We start from the raw sequence: 15,855 nt of genomic DNA, 5'->3' as shown, positions 1-15,855 counted from the left end.
GGTTGTCAGTGGCCGCCTGTAGGTTCGGGATCCTGGAAGTGACCGCACGCGGTACCTGATCGACATCGTGAGGACGTTGACGTGACCGACATCGCCATGCTGCCCGAGTCCTGGCGCGGGGTTCTGGCCGACGAACTGCAGCAGCCCTACTTCAAGGAGCTGACCGAGTTCGTCGAGGAGGAGCGGGCGAAGGGCCCCGTCTACCCGCCGCGCGAGGAGGTCTTCGCCGCGCTGGAGGCGACGCCGTACGACCGGGTGAAGGTCCTCGTCCTCGGCCAGGACCCGTACCACGGCGAGGGCCAGGGCCACGGTCTGTGCTTCTCGGTGCGTCCCGGGGTGAAGACCCCGCCCTCCCTGCGGAACATCTACAAGGAGATGCAGGAGGAGCTGGGCCTGCCCATCCCGGACAACGGCTATCTGATGCCGTGGGCCGAGCAGGGCGTGCTGCTGCTCAACGCGGTCCTCACCGTGCGGGCCGGCGAGGCCAACTCGCACAAGGGCAAGGGCTGGGAGAAGTTCACCGACGCCGTGATCCGCGCGGTGGACTCCCGTCCCGACCCGGCGGTCTTCGTCCTGTGGGGCAACTACGCGCAGAAGAAGCTCCCGCTGATCGACGAGAGCCGGCACGTGGTGGTCAAGGGCGCGCACCCCTCCCCGCTGTCCGCGAAGAAGTTCTTCGGCTCCCGCCCCTTCACGCAGATCAACGAGGCGATCGCCGCGCAGGGGCACGAGCCGGTCGACTGGCGCATCCCGAACCTCGGCTGACGGCCGCACCCCGTCCGGGACACCGGCGCCGCCTGACCGGGAATCCCGGCGCCGCCGGTTAGCGTCGGCAGCGGACCATTGCCGACAGCCCGGAGGGCACCGTGGCGAAGCGACAGGAGCGGGTGGCGCCGGACACCGTGCTGACGCGGATCGGACAGGTCGTGATGCTGCACCACGGCGGCGACCGCGAGGAGGCCCGCAGCCGCTTCCTCGGCCTGTGGGCGGAGGTCGGCGAGGACGGCGACCCGCTGCACCGCTGCACCCTCGCCCACTATCTGGCCGACACCCAGGACGACCCGGCGGACGAACTGGCATGGGACCTCAGGGCGTTGTCGGCGGCCGAGGAACTGGCCGACGGCCGCCCGGGCGCCGACCCGGGCAGCGTGCGGGGCTTCCTGCCGTCCCTGCACCTGAACCTGGCCGCCGACTACGTCAAGCTGGGCCGCGCGGAGGCCGCCCGCAGCCATCTGCGGCGGGCCCGCGGCACCGCGTCCGCCCTGGCCGACGACCGCTACGGCGACGGGATCCGCTCCGCGATCAGCCGGCTGGCGCTGCGGCTGGGGGAGGACGACGGACCCGACGGGGAGAGCGAGCCGCTGCTCCAGTAGCGCCTGGCCGCTCAGGGGTCGTGCGACCGGCTCGCGTCCCCCGGCGGGGCGCGGGGCCGCTGCCGCGGACCGGGGCGGATCCCCTCGGTCATGAGACGCCGCCTTCCCCGTTGGGGAGGGCGAGCCGCTGCTCCGGTAGCGCCTGGCCGGTCAGGGGTCGTGCGACCGGCTCGCGTCCCCCGGCGGGGCGCGGGGCCGCTGCCGCGGAGTCGGGCGGAACCTTCTCGGTCATGAGACGCCGCCTTTCCCGTTGGGGAGGGCGAGCCGCTGCTCCGGTAGCGCCTGGCCGGTCAGGGGCCGTGCGACCGGCTCGCGTCCCCCGGCGGGGCGCGGGGCCGCTGCCGCGGACCGGGGCGGATCCCCTCGGTCATGAGACGCCGCCTTCCCCGTTGGGGAGGGCGAGCCGCTGCTCCGGTAGCGCCCGGCCGGTCAGGGGTCGTGCGACCGGCTCGCGTCCCCCGGCGGGGCGCGGGGCCGCTGCCGCGGACCCGGGCGGATTCCCCTCGGACATGAGACGTCGCCCTCCCCGACGCTCCCGCCCATGCCCCGCCGCCGCCCTCGGCGTGGGCGGCAATCAGGCCGCGGGCGACGGCGTCCGCCCGCCCGCCGGCGCCCGCCCGCCCGCACCGCCGGCCGGCTCGTGCCGCACCACCACGATCACCCGCCGGGCCGGCCGCGCCGCCCGCCTCGGCATGGCCGGCGGCCGGGCCGGCAGCGTCGTACGGGACGCGGACGCCGCGGCCCCGCCGGTCACCGGACCGGCGCTCCTTCCCGCGCGGCTTCGCCGGTACCGCCGGCCGGCGGCCCCCGTATGCTTCCGGCAGGCAACCCGCAGGCCAGCGATAGGGGAGAGCACGTGAAGGTCGGCTGCATCGGACTCGGGGACATCGCGCAGAAGGCGTATCTGCCGGTGCTCGGCACGCAGCCGGGAATCGACCTGCACCTGCAGACCCGCACCCCCGCCACCCTGGACCGGGTCGGGGACGGCCTGCACCTGCCGCGCGCCCAGCGGCACACCACCCTCGACTCGCTGCTCGACGCCGGCCTGGACGCGGCCTTCGTGCACGCGCCGACCACCGTCCACCCCGAGATCGTCGCCCGCCTGCTGGAGGCCGGCGTCCCGACGTACGTGGACAAGCCGCTCGCCTACGAACTCGCCGACTCCGAGCGGCTGGTGGACCTCGCCGAGCGGCGCGGCGTCTCGCTGGCCGTCGGCTTCAACCGCCGCTACGCCCCCGGCTACGCGCAGTGCCTGGACCACCCCCGCGAGCTGATCCTCCTGCAGAAGAACCGGACCGGGCTGCCCGAGGAACCCCGCTCGATGATCCTGGACGACTTCATCCACGTCGTCGACACCCTGCGCTTCCTGGTGCCCGGCCCGGTCGACGAGGTGACGGTGCGCGCCCGGGCCGAGGCCGGGCTGCTCCACCACGTCGTGCTCCAGCTCGGCGGCGACGGCTTCACCGCGCTCGGCGTCATGAACCGGCGCAGCGGCTCCACGGAGGAGATCCTGGAGGTGTCCGGCCAGGACACCAAGCGGCAGGTGGTCAACCTCGCCGAGGTCGTCGACCACAAGGGACAGCCCACCGTGCGCCGGCGCGGCGACTGGGTGCCGGTGGCCCGCCAGCGCGGCATCGAGCAGGCGGCCCTCGCCTTCCTCGACGCCGTACGCGCCGGACGGGTGCTCAGCGCCCGTGACGCGCTGGCGACTCACGAGCTGTGCGAGCGGGTGGTACGAGCGGTTCAGGACGGGAACGGCGCGGCCTGACCGCCCGCACCCCCTCCGTCACCCCCTGCGCGGCCAGCACCAGCAGCGCGCCGTACACCGGCCAGTCGCCGTAGCGGACGTACGGCGTGACGCCGTGCGCGAGCGGCACGTCGTAGACCCGCGCGCCGCTCGTGCCGGTGCCGAGCCACGGGCCGAGGCGCCGCCCGCCCGGGCCGTACACCGCCGAGACGCCGGTGAGGGTGGCGTGCACCATCGGGCGGCCGGTCTCGGCGGCGCGCAGCGCGGCCAGCGAGGCGTGCTGCTCCGGCGCCCAGCTGTGCTGGAAGGTGGAGGTCGAGGACTGGCCGAGCAGGACGTCCGCGCCGTCCGCGGCGAGGTGCCGGCCCAGGTCCGGGAACGCGGTCTCGAAGCAGATCAGCGGGCCGACCCGCAGCCCGTGGCCGACGTCCAGCACGGTCTGCCCGGTGCCGCGATGCCGGTCCTCGCCGGCCGCCCGGCCCACCGAGGTGGCCCAGCCGAGCAGCGAACGGGCCGGTATGTACTCGCCGAACGGAACAAGCCGCATCTTGTCGTACCGGTCGCCGGTCGGTCCGTCCGGGCCCACCAGCACCGCGCTCTTGTAGATGCCGGGCCGGTCGGAACGGCGGGCGTCCACGTTCACCAGCACGTCCGCGCCGGTCGACCGGGACAGCGCGGCCAGCCGCCGGGCCAGGTCCGGCCGGTCCGCCAGGTCGAAACCGACGCTGGACTCGCCCCACACCACCAGGTCGACATCCCGTCCGGCGAGCCGCCGGGTCAGCCGCTCCTCCCGGTCGAACCGCCGCTCGCCGCTGTCCGGCCCGGCGACGATCCCCGGCTGGACGACGGCGATCCGTGCCCGCCCGTCCGTCTCCGGGCGCGGCGCCCACGCCCATCCGGCCGACGCCACGGCGGCCGTCGCGGCCAGCGAGGCCACGGCCGGCCCCCGGGACGCGGGCACCGCGATCAGCACGGCCACCGCCACGTTGACGGCCACCACCAGGAAGCTGAGCAGCCACACCCCGCCCACCGAGGCCAGCCGCAGCGCCGGGCCCACCTGCCACTGGCTGGCGCCCAGCATGCCCCACGGGCCGCCGAGCCCCTGCCAGGACCGGACCAGCTCCACCGCGAGCCAGGCCGACGGCAGCACCAGCAGCGCGGCGCCGCCCCGGCCCGCCGAGGGCACCCCGCCCAGGAGCCGGCGCACCAGCCACCCCCACGGCGCCCACAACACGCCGAGCAGCGCGGCTATCAGGAAGATGAACACGTGCAGGCTCGGCAGCAGCCAGTGGTGCACGGCCAGCAGGAAGCCGAAGCCGCCGCACCAGCCGTCGTACGCGGCCCGCCGCCCGGTCGGTGCCGAGCGGACCAGCCCGATCCACGGCACCAGGGCCACGTACGCCCACCACCACAGGGCGGGGGCCGGGAACGCGAGCACGGGCAGCGCGCCGAGCAGGGCGGCGGCGGCCGAGCGGCGCCAGGGGGAGGTCAGCCAGCGGTCGATCGTCCTCATAGGGAGCCTCCCTACCCACCGATGGCTCCAGTGTGCGCGACGGGCTCGTGCGGACGGAGGGCCGCAGGGCCTACGGGACGGCGGGCTCCGCGACCGGCAGGCGGCGCCACTTCTCGTGCACGACGACCTCGCGCAGGCGCCAGCCGTCCGGGGTGCGCAGCAGCCCGAAGTCGTACCGGCCCCCGCACACCAGGTCCGGGGCGGCGGAGCCGGTGGCGCCCTCGACGCGCATGGGGTTGAGGTAGTCGGCGCGCACCCGGGCGGTGTCGCCCGTGTCGTGCTCCAGGACGCCGAACCGCACCTGCCGGTTGACGATCAGGTGCTGCCGCACGGCGAACCGGGCCAGGTGCTCGCCGAGCCAGGCGGCGATCCGCCCCGCGTCGCCCTCGATACCGCCCGCCGAACGGTAGTCGGCCCGTCCGTCCGCCGTGAACAGCCGGCGGTACTCCACCCAGTCGCCGTCGTCCAGCGCCACCGCGTACGCGGTGACCAGGTCCTCCACGGCCAGCCGGTCCCTCACGGTCGCGAACTCCGCACGCTGCGTCATCGCCACAGTCTTGGCCACGGCGGACGCGGAGCCAAGGGGTCTGCGGGGTGAATATTCGGTGGTGCGAGGCCGCGGCGGCGGCCGAACCTGTACCCGTGAACGCACACGCCCCCGACAGCGAGCCCGCATTCCGCGTCCGCGCCCGGCACACGGACTCCACGGTCACCGTCTACCAGGCCTACCGCCCGGAGATCGGCCGGGCCGCCGCCCGCGCCGGACGCTTCCCCGCCGCCTGGAAACGGGACCGGATGACGTGGGTCAAGCCGTCGTTCCTGTGGATGATGTACCGCTGCGGCTGGGGGACCAAGGAGAACCAGGAGACCGTCCTCGCGATCGACATCACCCGCGAGGGCTTCGAGTGGGCCCTGCGCCACGCCTGCCTGTCCCACTACGTGCCCGCCCTGCACCCCGACCAGGCGGCCTGGAAGCGGGAGCTGGCGCGCAGCCCGGCCCGGGTGCAGTGGGACCCGGAGCGGGACCTGCGCCACAACCCGCTGCCCCACCGGTCGCTGCAACTCGGCCTCGCCGGGGAGGCGGCGGCCCGCTACGCCGACGAGTGGATCACCGGCATCCGGGACGTCACCCCGCTGGCCGGGGAGATCCACGCGCTGGTACGGGCCGGCGAAACGGAGCGGGCGGGCGAGCTGCTGCCCGAGGAGCCGCCGTATCCGGTGGCCGACGAGGTGCTCGCGCACCTGCGGGCGTAGGACCGGCCGCGGGGCTCCCGGAGGCGCAGCTCAGGCCGCCTCGACGACCCGGCGGCGCATCGCCGCGGCCCACTCGATCACCAGCTGTTCGTACGCGGCGCGTTCCCGGGCCGACAGGGTGCCTCCCGCGCGCAGCCACAGCGCTCTGATCTGCTCGTTCAGCTCGGCGGCGGAGCGCGCGGAACCAGGGGGCGGGGAATCGGGGGACATGCGGCACAGCCTAGGCCCAAGCACTGACCCTGCGCTACCGCTCGGCTACGCAGCGGTACCGGGTCGGTCACCCGCGCCGGGCGGCCGGACGTGCGCGGCCGCGCGGCGCCGGGCACCCGCCGGGCCCTGCCCAGGTCGCGGGCGGGGCGTCGGCGCGGGGAAGATGCCCGAAATCGGAGCGCGGCGGAGGGAGGGCGGGGGAGGGGCGTCAGCCCGCCGACTCCGCCGCGTGCGGGCTGAGGACACCCATGCCCACCAGGGCGATGATCACGATGCCGAGGGCGACGCGGTACCACACGAACGGCATGAAGCTCTTGTTGGAGATCCACTTCATGAACCAGGCGATCACGGCGTAGCCGGAGGCGAACGCGATCACCGTCGCGAACAGGGTCGGGGGCCAGTCCACGTGGCCCTCGCCCAGCGAGTCCTTCACCTCGAAGGCGCCGGAGGCGAGCACGGCCGGGATGGCGAGCAGGAAGGAGTAACGGGCGGCGGCCTCCCGCTTGTAGCCCATGAACAGGCCGCCGCTGATGGTCGCGCCGGAACGGGAGACGCCGGGGATGAGCGCACAGGCCTGGCAGAGCCCGAAGACCAGGCCGTCCCTGATGCCCAGGTTCTCCAGCGTCTTGCGCTGCTTGGGCGCCCGGTGCCGGCGGCCGGTCTCGTCGCGGGCCGCCATCCGGTCGGCGATGCCGATGACCACGCCGACGACGACGAGCATGGTCGCGGTGACCCGCAGATCGCGGAAGGGCCCCTCGATCTGGTCCTTCAGCGTCACGCCCAGCAGGCCGATGGGGATGGAGCCGACGATCACCAGCCAGCCCATCTGCGCGTCGTGGTTGCGGCGCATCGTCTTGTCGAACAGCGAGCGGAACCAGGAGGTGATGATCCGGCCGATGTCCTTGCGGAAGTAGATGAGCACCGCGGTCTCGGTGCCGATCTGCGTGATCGCGGTGAAGGCGGCACCGGGGTCCTTCCAGCCGGAGAACGCGGCGGTCAGCCGCAGATGGGCGCTGGAGGAGACGGGCAGGAACTCGGTCAGCCCTTGGACGAGTCCGAGGACGAGGGATTCAAACCAAGACATGAAGGTATGGCGTCCAAGTGCTGAAAGGAGAAGAGGTGATCATGTGACGAAGGAAGGGTAGCGGGCCACGCCGGTGGCACGGCAACAGGGGCCGCGCTCTTCGGCCTTCCGCGGCGGGGCGGGCCACGCCCGGCCCGTGGCCCGGACTGGTGTAATGGGTCGCGCCCGAGGGTTCGGACGACGCGGCCGGGAGGCCCTGGTGAGGACCGATCACTGTCTTCTCGTCGACGGGGACGACACGTTGTGGGAGAACAACGTCTACTTCGAGCGGGCGATCGAGGAGTTCCTCGACCTGCTCGCCCACGCCTCGCTCTCGCGGGCCGAGCTGCGGCGGGTTCTCGACGACGTCGAGCGGGAGAACCGCCGGGTCCACGGCTACGGCGCGAAGAGCTTCGTGCGCAGCCTGCACGACTGCTACGAGCGGGTGCACGAGGTGCGGGCCACGGAGGACCACGGCAAGGCCATCGCCGAGCTGGGCGGGCGCATCCTGCGCCAGGAGCCCGTGCTGATCGCGGGGGTGGAGGAGACGCTGACCGCCCTGCGCACCCGGCACCGCCTGGTCCTGCTGACCAAGGGCGACCACGAGGAGCAGGCGGCGAAGGTGGAACGCTCCCGGCTCGGGCCGCTGTTCGAGCGGATCGTCATCGTGCCGGAGAAGACCGTCGAGACGTACGCCACCGTGGTGGAGGACCTGAAGGCCGACACCGCGCGGACGTGGATGATCGGCAACTCCCCGAAGTCCGACATCGTGCCGGCGCTCGCCGCCGGGCTGGGCGCGGTGTACGTCCCGCACCCCGACACCTGGGTGCTGGAGCACCACCCGTTCCCCGAGACCGCCGAGCGGCTGCTCTCCGTGGAGCGCTTCACGGACCTGGCCGAGCACTTCTGACGGCCCCCGGCGCCCCCGGTCCCGGCGGCCTCACGCGGCCGTCGGCCCGGAGAGCGTCCACCCCGGGGCCTGCGGGTGCGCTGTCAGGTCCTCGTGGCGCACCGCGTCCCCGCAGGCCCGGCACGTCACCACCGGCACCAGTTCGTTGCCGCACGCGTGCTCGACCACCATGGGCAGTCCGGTGCCCTTGCGCAGATGCCGGTCGCCCCACTCCTTGAGGGTCATCAGCACCGGCTCCAGCTCCAGCCCGGCCTGCGTGGGCCGGTACTCGAAGCGCTGCGGGCGCTCGTTGTAGGGGTGCTTGACGAGGATGCCCGCCTCCACGAGCCGGCGCAGCCGGGTGGCCAGGATGTCGCGCGGGGCGCCGATGTTGCGCACGAGCTGGTCGAAGCGGCCGTTGCCGAGGCACACCTCGCGCAGGACGAGCAGGGAGTATTTCTCGCCGACCAGCGCGAGGGCGTCGGCGATCGAGCAGGGACGCGGGTCCTTCGTAGCGGCCATGACGTCAGTCTAGAGGGGGGTTTGTTTTTCCAACCTTGGAAGCCGTCGTGAGTCCGGCTTTCCGACTGGGCGGCTCGTCGTCGTACGCGTGGCGGCTCGCCCGTCGGCCGCGCCCGCCCCGCCGCCCACCCGGACCGTCCGGGGTCCCTCACCCGTTCATCGGGCCGTCAGCCGTCCGGCGGCGGCGACCAGGTCGTCCGTCGCCGCGATCGCGGCCTCCCGGCGGGCGGCCAGTCCGGTGCGGTCGGGGGCGTCCCGGAGGGCGAACGCGGCCAGGGCCGCCCGGCGGGCCGGTTCGGCGAGGGCCGGTTCCAGGACGGAGACCGCGACCAGGGGGGAGGTCACGGCGGAGCGGGTGGCGCGGGTCTCCGCCCGGGCCGCCTCGACGGCCTCCGGGCGCGCGCCGCTCAGCACCAGGTCCTCCCGGTGCCACAGGGCCCGCCGGTGGTCGCCCAGCGCCGCCACCAGCTCGCCCAGTGCCCCGCGCAGTGCCTCCGCCCTGCGCTCGTCGCGGGCGGCCCGCTCCCGCCGCAGCTGGAGCAGCGCGGTCAGCGCACCGCCGAGCAGCGTGCCGGCCACGGCGATGACGCTGGACCACATCGGACACCTCTCCTACGACGGCCTAGCGGGCGGACGGACCGGGCGGCTCACCCGGCGCTCAGCCGGTGCCGCTTGCGCCACGCGACCACCGTGCCCGCCAGGGCCGGTACGGCCACGCAGGCCATCGCGATCAGGAAGGCGGGGGAGGTCGGTGCCGAGGCGCGGGCGCCGGCGACCGCGTAGGCGGCCGTGTTCGGGACCGAGCCGAGGGCCGTGGCCAGCAGGAAGGGCAGCCAGCCCATGCGGGAGACGGCCGCGCAGTAGTTCGCCGCCCAGAACGGCACGCCCGGGAACAGCCGGAGGGCCAGCATGGACCGGAGCCCGTGCCGGCTGAGCTGCCCGTCGGCGGCCTTCAGCCAGCGGCCCCGCAGCAGCGGGCGCAGCGCGTCCTGCCCGAGCGCCCGGCCCAGCCCGAACGCCACCCCGGCGCCGAGCACCGTACCCGTGAGCGCCGTCGCCAGCCCCACCTGGGAGCCGAACATCGCGCCCGCGGCCAGGTTCAGCAGGGGGCGCGGCACGAAGACCACGGTGCACAGGCCGTAGGCCGCCGCGAAGACGAGGGCCGCCGCGGCCCCGCCGAGCTGCGGGGGCCAGCCGTGCGTCAGCAGCCGCTGCGGCTCGCACAGCAGCACCCCCGCCGCCCCGCCCGCCAGCAGCGCGAGCAGCAGGGACAGCCGGGCGTAGGGGGACAGCAGCAGCCGGGCGCAGCGGACGAGGAACCCGGCGCGCGGCAGCATGCCCGCGGCCATGGCGCCGGGGGCGGCCGGGGCGAGGGCCGGCCGCCCGACGGCGGCCGGCGGACAGGACGCGGCGGCCGGGGAAGCGGGCGCGGCGGCCGGGGGAGGGGTCGTGGCGGTGCCAGAGCGGTTGGCATCGAGCATCCGCAGACACTAACCGACGCGCATGTGTGATCGCCGTATGGTCCGAACTCGCCCGCCCCGACGGGGCGTACGGCCACGGCGGTCCGGCGGCGCCCGGCGCGTGCGGTGACGTACGGCCGCGGGACCCACAATGGTCGGGTGAACGAATCGATACCCGTCTCCCGCGTCACCGACCACGGCACCGCCCGGCTGATGCCCGACGTCGACCGGGAACGGGCCTGGCTGCTCACGGTCGACGGGGCCCCGCAGTCGTACGTGGACCTGGACGACCCCGCGTACCTGGAGTTCGAGTACGCGCGGCGGCTGGGACATGTGCTGGACACCGTCGCCGAGGCCGGCCGGGCGCTGGACGTGGTGCACCTCGGCGGGGGCGCGCTGACCCTGCCGAGGTACGTCGCCGCCACCCGTCCCGGCTCCCGGCAGGACGTCGTCGAGGCGGACCGGGGGCTGCTGGAGCTGGTCACCGAGCAGCTGCCGCTGCCGGCCGGCTCCCGCATCGCGCTGCACGCGGCCGACGCCCGCGACTGGCTGGAGGCCGCGCCGGACGACCGTGCCGACGTGCTGATCGCCGACGTGTTCGGCGGGTCCCGGGTGCCCGCCCACCTCACCACCCTGGACTACGTCCGCACGGCCGAGCGGGTCCTGCGGCCGGACGGGGTCTACCTGGCCAACCTCGCCGACGCCCGGCCGTTCGGGTTCCTGCGCTCCCAACTGGCCACGCTCGCCGCCGTCTTCGAGGAGGTGGCGCTGATCGCCGAGCCGGCGGTGCTGCGCGGGCGGCGGTTCGGTAACGCGGTGGTCGTGGCCTCCCACCGCCCCCTCGACACCGTCGCGCTGGCCCGGCGCACCGCGGCGGACGCCTTCCCGGCGCGCGTCGAACACGGCGCGGCGGTAAGGAGGTTCACCGGACAGGCGCGACCGGTCGAGGAGGCCGACGCCGTGCCGTCGCCCGAGCCCCCCGACGGAGCGTTCGGCATCGGCTGACGCGGACGCGGCGCCGGTGCCCGCCGGGCCGCGCCCGTGCTCACTCCACCGTCGGGTCGCCGTGCAGCCGTACCGTGGCGAGGATCTTGTCGATGGTCGCGTCGGGCAGCTCGTCCTTGACGCCCTTCGCGCCGTACAGCGTCCACGACACGAAGCTGCCCGAGGAGTTCTTGAAGGCGAACGTCACCGCCTTGCCGTCGGTGTCGCACGTGTGCTTCTTCGGCGCGCCGGTGACGTACGACGTCGCGACGCTGCCGGTCAGGCCCGACGCGGTGGTGAACGGCTTGGCCTTGCCCATGCGCAGGTACTTCTTGGCGGCCTCCGACTGGTCGGTGAACCCGCCGAACGCGAAGGTGGCCGAGTCGCCCCGGGCGATGCTCGCGGTGTCCTTGGCGCCGTTCTCGCCCTTCGTGCCGCTGCCCGCGAGCGCGTGCGTCTCCTTGTAGCCGCCCTGCTCGGTGGTGCAGTAGTCGGGCTTCAGGAACGAGGCCCCGGAGAAGCCGATGAACGCCGAGCCGTCGCCCTTCGCCTTGTCCTCGAAGAAGGCGAAGACGCCGGGCCGCTGCACCTCCCAGTCCGCGGGCACCTCGAAGGCCGTGCCGTACTTGGGGTTGACCACGACCTTCCAGCCCGCGACCGTCGGCTTCTCCGTCTCGCCGGAGCGGGGGTTGTCGGTCGCGGCCGAGGTGGGCGAGGCTGGTGAGGTGGCGGTCGGCGACGGGCTCGTGTGCCGTCCGTCCTTGCCGTCGTTCGCCTCGTCGTCCTTCCCGCCGCCCAGCACGAGAAAGCCGGTGACGGCCGCGGTGACCACGACGGCCGTGGCCGCGACGACGGCGACCAGCTTCGTCCGGCCGCCGCCGCGCGGCGGCTCGGGCGCCGGCGCGGAGGGCTGCCCCCACTGCGGCTGCTGACCGTACGGCACGGTCTGCGGCTGCGGGTACGGGCCGCTCTGTGGCTGCTGTGCGTACGGGGCCTGTGGCTGCTGTCCGTACGGGCCGCCCTGAGGCTGCGACGGCGGGTACGGGGTGCCCGGGGGCTGCTGTCCGTACGGGCCCGGCTGCGGGTGCTGAGGGTGTCCGGGCTGCTGGTACGGGTTCGGCTGCTGGTGACCCGGCTGCTGGTACGGGTTCTGCCGCGGATCGTGCTGCGGATTCTGCGCGCCCCCTGGCGGCTGCTGATCTGGCCACATGGCCCGTAACCCTAGTGCGCTTCTCTGGCCAGGCCCTGCTACTCGTGAGTAACATGACGGTCATGAGCGCAGACCAGATGTCGATCGGCGAGATGCTCGCCGCCACCGTGCCCATGGCCCGGACCCTGAACCTGGAGTTCGTGGAGACCACGCCCGAGAAGGCCGTGGTGTCCCTGCCGGACCAGGGCGCCTACCACAACCACGTGGGCGGCCCGCACGCCGGTGCGATGTTCACCCTCGGCGAGTCGGCCAGCGGCGCCATCGTGCTGGCCGCCTTCGGGGACCAGCTCTCGCGCGCCGTGCCGCTCGCCGTGCGGGCCGAGATCGCCTACAGGAAGCTGGCGATGGGCGCCGTCACCGCGACCGCGACGCTGGGCCGCCCGGTCGCCGAGGTCGTCGCCGAACTGGACGCGGGCCGGCGCCCCGAGTTCCCCGTGGCGATAGAGATCCGGCGCGCGGACGGCGCGGTCACCGGCGAGATGAGCGTCCTGTGGACGCTCCGGCCGACCGACCAGGAGAAGTGAGCCGCCACCGGCCGCACGCACCGCGCCCCGCCCCGTCGACACCGGGGCGGGGCGCGGCCGTTCGGGGCGGGGCCGCGGATGGCGGCGAGCGGCGGTCACGGGCGTGCACGTCGTGCACCGCGGCGACGGGTCCCGAAAACAGCGGTGGGTGCCGCGGACGGAGGGAGCACCGCGCGCCGGTGCCGCGCCGTGGGAGCACCCGGATGCCCCGGATGCCCCGGGCGCCTCGGACCAGAGGGCGGGGGAACGGCGCCGCCCGGACGGCGCGGGGGTGCCCGGGCGGCGGGGCGGGCAGCGGGACCGGGCCGACGACGCGGGTCCGCGCGAGGAGGGACGAGGACGGCGGGAGGACGGCGCGCCGGGGAAGGCGGACCTCGGCCGCCCCGCCGGCCCCCGCCCCCGCCCCCGCCCCCGCCCCCGTTCAGCGTGTCCAGCCCGTGGCGGCGAGGACGTCCCCGGCGATGGCGCGCACGGTGCGCCGGTCGGTGGGGACGCGCACCGTCCCCGGCGGGGCCTGGGCGTCCAGACGCCCCGCGGCGGCGGCGCTGCGCCGCAGATGGACGTCGAGCCCGGAGCCGCGTTCCCGCCCGCCGAGACGACGGCGCACCGTCGCGTCGGAGGCGGTGAGCAGGACGCCGACGAGCCTCGGCGGCGCGGTGGCGGAGAGGGCCCGCCGGATCAGGTCCGGCTCCAGGATGCTGACGGTGTTGGTGTAGATCAGGCGGCGCATGCCCAGCTCGGTGTAGTTGGCCCACAGGGCGGCGAGGTTGCGCTCGGTGATGCGCGCGCGGGAGGGGTCGTCCGGTGGCGCGGGGTGGACGTGGTCCAGCAGGTCGCCCTCGATGAGGCAGTGCGGAACGCCGGCTTCCTGTAGGTGCGCCGACGCCTCCATGGCCACCGTCGTCTTGCCCACGCCCGAGCGGCCGCCGATCAGCAGTACCTCGATGTCCGTCATGGGCCACACGGTGGCACCGCGCCCCCGACCGGCGCACCGCGGTTTTCCGCGAGTGGGCCGTGCACGGGTGAGAGCCGCGTTCACACGACCTTTCTGCGGATCAGGCCCGACAGCACCAGCGCCCCCGGCAGCAGCGGCACCCAGTCGGTCAGTACGCGGTAGCCGATGACCGTCGCGGTCGCCGTCGCCGGGGAGGAGCCGAAGACGACCAGCGTCCACACCAGTGCCGCGTCGACCGCGAGCCCGCCCGGCGCGGGCACCGCCCCGACGGCCGTGCCCGCCGCCAGGGAGGCCAGCACCACCTGTTCCCACGGCAGCCCCAGTCCCAGCGAGGCCCCGACGCAGGCCAGCGCGCCGGCCTGCACCAGCGGCATCGCGACGGCCCCGCCCCACAGGGCGAGCACCCGGCGGGGCCGGGCGTGCACCGCGCGCGCGTCGGCCACGGCCGTGCGCAGCAGCCCCGCCACCGGCCGCCGCAACGGCCGTACGACCGCCAGCAGCACCCCCGCCACCGTCACCGCCCCGCCCACACCCGCCGCGAGCGGCACCAGCAGCCCGCCGTCCGGTATCAGGTCCCCGAGGCGCCGCCGGGCCGGCGACACGGCCAGGAACACCACCAGCACCAGCGTCTTCGCGACGGACTTGGCCAGCGAGTACAGGCCGATCGACGCGGTCGCCCGCTGTAGCGGCACGCCCTGTGCGCGCAGGAACCGCAGGGTGACGGCGTGCGCGCCGAGCCCGCCGGGCAGGGCGTGGTTGGCGGCGCCGGCGGCGAACTGCGACAGCAGCAGCAACCTCGGCGGCAGCGGATCGGGCAGCGCGCCCTGCCGGATGCAGGACGCGGCCACCCAGGTCAGACAGGTGAACCCGGCCCCGGCCACCAGCCACCCCGGATCAGCCGCGACCAGCCGCCGCACCCCTTCGTACAGCACGGGCCGGTTGGCCACGGCCCAGCCGGCGGCGAGCAGCAGCGGAGCCACGCACAGCACCAGCCGCAGCGACCGGGCGTGCGCGCGCCCCGCCGCCGGGCGCTCCGGGACCGCGCGTGCCGGAGTGGGGGCGGCGGTCTCCGTGCCGGCGGCGGCCGTCTTCGTCCCGGTGCCGGGGGTGTCCGCGCCGGGACCCGCGGTCCGCGCGCCGGGGCCGGCGGCCTCCGGGCGTGCGCGCCGGAGCGGCAGTGGGCGGGGCGGGGACGGTGGTGGGGACACGGGGACGTCGTCCTTCCGCGGCGGGCCCCTTGCGGGCCTTGAGGGAGCGGGCCGGGCGAAACCGCGTGGAGCCTTCCCCTCCCGCGTGACACGGGGATGACCGGAAACGTAAGGCGTGCGGGCGGAACGGTGCCGTCGGCCGGGCGGGCAGGCGGCCGCTCGGCGCCGACCAGGTAGCCTTCCCTCGGGGCGCGCTTCGCATGCGGGGCCCGGACAGCAGGACGACCTGGTCAGCGACAGGGGAGGAACCGGCGGTGCACGTCACGGAATGGCTCGACTCGGTGCCTGCCGCCGCCGTCTACGCCGTGGTGGGCCTGGTGATCGGCCTGGAGAGCCTGGGCATCCCGCTGCCCGGCGAGATCGTCCTCGTCTCGGCGGCGCTGATGTCCTCCCAGCACACGGGCGTCAACCCCGTCGTCCTCGGCGCCTGCGCGACCGCCGGAGCGGTGATCGGCGACTCCATCGGCTACGCCATCGGCCGCAAGGGCGGACGCCCGCTGCTGGCCTGGCTCGGCAGGAAGTTCCCGCGCCACTTCAGCGCGGGCCATGTGGCCACCGCCGAGCGCTCCTTCGAGAAGTGGGGCATGTGGGCGGTCTTCTTCGGCCGCTTCGTCGCCCTGCTGCGCATCTTCGCCGGCCCCCTCGCCGGCGTCCTGCACATGCCGTACTGGAAGTTCCTGATCGCCAACGTCCTCGGCGGCATCTGCTGGGCCGGCGGCACCACGGCCGTCATCTACTACGTCGGCGTCGTCGCCGAGGACTGGCTGAAGCGCTTCTCCTACGTCGGCCTGGGCGTGGCCGTCCTCATCGGCCTCGGCTCCATGCTGATCATCAAGCGCAAGGCGAAGAAGGCCCAGCAGGAACAGCGGGAACCCGAAGCCGAACCGGTGGGCGCCGGGGAGTGACCACGGGGGAGCGCAGCGCCCCCGCGCGCACCCCGCCC

General features: G+C 74.9%; 19 protein-coding genes. 9 read left to right on the top strand and 10 right to left on the bottom strand.

Going from position 1 to position 15,855, the window contains the following annotated elements:
• Positions 1–81 precede the first annotated feature (81 nt).
• From ACZ63H_RS04760 to ACZ63H_RS04750, 3 genes are all read left to right on the top strand, one after another.
• The gene (locus tag ACZ63H_RS04760; RefSeq protein WP_469862164.1) at positions 82–765 is read left to right on the top strand and encodes a uracil-DNA glycosylase; all 684 of its coding nucleotides are present in this window, start codon (positions 82–84) and stop codon (positions 763–765) included.
• Between the two features lie 101 nt (positions 766–866).
• Entirely contained in the window at positions 867–1,373 is a 507-nt protein-coding gene (locus tag ACZ63H_RS04755; protein ID WP_469862163.1) for a hypothetical protein, read from the top strand.
• Between the two features lie 856 nt (positions 1,374–2,229).
• Entirely contained in the window at positions 2,230–3,141 is a 912-nt protein-coding gene (locus ACZ63H_RS04750) for a Gfo/Idh/MocA family protein (protein WP_469862162.1), read from the top strand.
• Here the strand turns inward: ACZ63H_RS04750 and lnt are convergent.
• The gene (gene lnt / locus ACZ63H_RS04745) at positions 3,059–4,633 is read right to left on the bottom strand and encodes an apolipoprotein N-acyltransferase (RefSeq protein WP_469862160.1); all 1,575 of its coding nucleotides are present in this window, start codon (positions 4,631–4,633) and stop codon (positions 3,059–3,061) included. The two genes, ACZ63H_RS04750 and lnt, sit on opposite strands and share 83 nt — an antisense overlap.
• Before the next feature lie 70 nt (positions 4,634–4,703).
• Positions 4,704–5,180, bottom strand: coding sequence for a nuclear transport factor 2 family protein (locus tag ACZ63H_RS04740; RefSeq protein ID WP_469862158.1), 477 nt, complete (start codon positions 5,178–5,180; stop codon positions 4,704–4,706).
• Between the two features lie 95 nt (positions 5,181–5,275).
• On the opposite strand from ACZ63H_RS04740, the gene ACZ63H_RS04735 reads away from it, so the two are divergent.
• Positions 5,276–5,887, top strand: coding sequence for a DUF4291 domain-containing protein (locus ACZ63H_RS04735; protein ID WP_469862156.1), 612 nt, complete (start codon positions 5,276–5,278; stop codon positions 5,885–5,887).
• A 30-nt stretch (positions 5,888–5,917) separates the two neighbouring features.
• On the opposite strand, the gene ACZ63H_RS04730 is transcribed toward ACZ63H_RS04735, so the two are convergent.
• On the bottom strand, positions 5,918–6,097 hold the full coding sequence (locus ACZ63H_RS04730; protein WP_469862154.1) for a hypothetical protein: 180 nt from the start codon (positions 6,095–6,097) through the stop codon (positions 5,918–5,920).
• 208 nt (positions 6,098–6,305) lie between these two features.
• On the bottom strand, positions 6,306–7,181 hold the full coding sequence (locus tag ACZ63H_RS04725) for an undecaprenyl-diphosphate phosphatase (RefSeq protein ID WP_469862152.1): 876 nt from the start codon (positions 7,179–7,181) through the stop codon (positions 6,306–6,308).
• Positions 7,182–7,380: 199 nt separating this feature from the next.
• Here ACZ63H_RS04725 and ACZ63H_RS04720 point away from each other — a divergent pair, with 199 nt between their 5' ends.
• Positions 7,381–8,070 (top strand): HAD family hydrolase, encoded by a 690-nt coding sequence (locus ACZ63H_RS04720; RefSeq protein WP_469862150.1) that lies wholly within the window; start codon positions 7,381–7,383, stop codon positions 8,068–8,070.
• 30 nt (positions 8,071–8,100) lie between these two features.
• Here the strand turns inward: ACZ63H_RS04720 and ACZ63H_RS04715 are convergent, their stop codons facing one another.
• The 3 genes from ACZ63H_RS04715 to ACZ63H_RS04705 all read right to left on the bottom strand — a co-directional run bounded on the left by ACZ63H_RS04715 (position 8,101) and on the right by ACZ63H_RS04705 (position 10,052).
• Positions 8,101–8,571 carry a winged helix-turn-helix transcriptional regulator gene (locus ACZ63H_RS04715; protein WP_469862148.1) on the bottom strand — a complete coding sequence of 157 codons (471 nt, stop codon included), beginning with the start codon at positions 8,569–8,571 and terminating at the stop codon, positions 8,101–8,103.
• A gap of 156 nt (positions 8,572–8,727) precedes the next feature.
• Positions 8,728–9,171, bottom strand: coding sequence for a protein kilB (locus tag ACZ63H_RS04710; RefSeq protein WP_469862146.1), 444 nt, complete (start codon positions 9,169–9,171; stop codon positions 8,728–8,730).
• A 47-nt stretch (positions 9,172–9,218) separates the two neighbouring features.
• On the bottom strand, positions 9,219–10,052 hold the full coding sequence (locus ACZ63H_RS04705) for a TVP38/TMEM64 family protein (protein WP_469862144.1): 834 nt from the start codon (positions 10,050–10,052) through the stop codon (positions 9,219–9,221).
• 138 nt (positions 10,053–10,190) lie between these two features.
• Between ACZ63H_RS04705 and ACZ63H_RS04700 the strand changes: the two genes are divergently transcribed.
• Complete coding sequence (locus ACZ63H_RS04700) at positions 10,191–11,036, top strand: spermidine synthase (protein ID WP_469862142.1); 846 nt, start codon at positions 10,191–10,193, stop codon at positions 11,034–11,036.
• Between the two features lie 40 nt (positions 11,037–11,076).
• Here the strand turns inward: ACZ63H_RS04700 and ACZ63H_RS04695 are convergent, their stop codons facing one another.
• Positions 11,077–11,817 (bottom strand): DUF8017 domain-containing protein, encoded by a 741-nt coding sequence (locus tag ACZ63H_RS04695; RefSeq protein ID WP_469862141.1) that lies wholly within the window; start codon positions 11,815–11,817, stop codon positions 11,077–11,079.
• On the opposite strand from ACZ63H_RS04695, the gene ACZ63H_RS04690 reads away from it, so the two are divergent.
• Both ACZ63H_RS04690 and ACZ63H_RS04685 read left to right on the top strand, forming a co-directional pair.
• The gene (locus ACZ63H_RS04690; RefSeq protein WP_469862139.1) at positions 11,764–12,234 is read left to right on the top strand and encodes a hypothetical protein; all 471 of its coding nucleotides are present in this window, start codon (positions 11,764–11,766) and stop codon (positions 12,232–12,234) included. The genes ACZ63H_RS04695 and ACZ63H_RS04690 overlap by 54 nt on opposite strands.
• Before the next feature lie 68 nt (positions 12,235–12,302).
• A complete protein-coding gene (locus ACZ63H_RS04685) occupies positions 12,303–12,749 on the top strand; it encodes a DUF4442 domain-containing protein (RefSeq protein WP_469862238.1) in 447 nt (148 codons plus the stop codon).
• A gap of 421 nt (positions 12,750–13,170) precedes the next feature.
• Here ACZ63H_RS04685 and ACZ63H_RS04680 read toward each other — a convergent pair whose 3' ends face one another.
• Both ACZ63H_RS04680 and ACZ63H_RS04675 read right to left on the bottom strand, forming a co-directional pair.
• Positions 13,171–13,704 carry a hypothetical protein gene (locus ACZ63H_RS04680; RefSeq protein WP_469862137.1) on the bottom strand — a complete coding sequence of 178 codons (534 nt, stop codon included), beginning with the start codon at positions 13,702–13,704 and terminating at the stop codon, positions 13,171–13,173.
• An 80-nt stretch (positions 13,705–13,784) separates the two neighbouring features.
• Entirely contained in the window at positions 13,785–14,912 is a 1,128-nt protein-coding gene (locus ACZ63H_RS04675; protein ID WP_469862136.1) for a lysylphosphatidylglycerol synthase transmembrane domain-containing protein, read from the bottom strand.
• Between the two features lie 254 nt (positions 14,913–15,166).
• On the opposite strand from ACZ63H_RS04675, the gene ACZ63H_RS04670 reads away from it, so the two are divergent.
• Entirely contained in the window at positions 15,167–15,817 is a 651-nt protein-coding gene (locus ACZ63H_RS04670) for a DedA family protein (protein ID WP_469862134.1), read from the top strand.
• The last annotated feature ends 38 nt before the right edge of the window (positions 15,818–15,855 follow it).

The organism is Streptomyces sp. NPDC104831, from assembly GCF_055583025.1.
This window is presented reverse-complemented; position numbering and strand designations above follow the sequence as displayed.

What these genes read in the sequence shown, in the direction of transcription:
- lnt (WP_469862160.1), bottom strand. Translation starts at nt 4,633, where the DNA reads ATGAGGACGATCGACCGCTGGCTGACCTCCCCCTGGCGCCGCTCGGCC.
- ACZ63H_RS04740 (WP_469862158.1), bottom strand. Translation starts at nt 5,180, where the DNA reads ATGACGCAGCGTGCGGAGTTCGCGACCGTGAGGGACCGGCTGGCCGTG.
- ACZ63H_RS04730 (WP_469862154.1), bottom strand. Translation starts at nt 6,097, where the DNA reads ATGTCCCCCGATTCCCCGCCCCCTGGTTCCGCGCGCTCCGCCGCCGAG.
- ACZ63H_RS04725 (WP_469862152.1), bottom strand. Translation starts at nt 7,181, where the DNA reads ATGTCTTGGTTTGAATCCCTCGTCCTCGGACTCGTCCAAGGGCTGACC.
- ACZ63H_RS04715 (WP_469862148.1), bottom strand. Translation starts at nt 8,571, where the DNA reads ATGGCCGCTACGAAGGACCCGCGTCCCTGCTCGATCGCCGACGCCCTC.
- ACZ63H_RS04710 (WP_469862146.1), bottom strand. Translation starts at nt 9,171, where the DNA reads ATGTGGTCCAGCGTCATCGCCGTGGCCGGCACGCTGCTCGGCGGTGCG.
- ACZ63H_RS04705 (WP_469862144.1), bottom strand. Translation starts at nt 10,052, where the DNA reads ATGCTCGATGCCAACCGCTCTGGCACCGCCACGACCCCTCCCCCGGCC.
- ACZ63H_RS04685 (WP_469862238.1), top strand. Translation starts at nt 12,303, where the DNA reads ATGTCGATCGGCGAGATGCTCGCCGCCACCGTGCCCATGGCCCGGACC.
- ACZ63H_RS04680 (WP_469862137.1), bottom strand. Translation starts at nt 13,704, where the DNA reads ATGACGGACATCGAGGTACTGCTGATCGGCGGCCGCTCGGGCGTGGGC.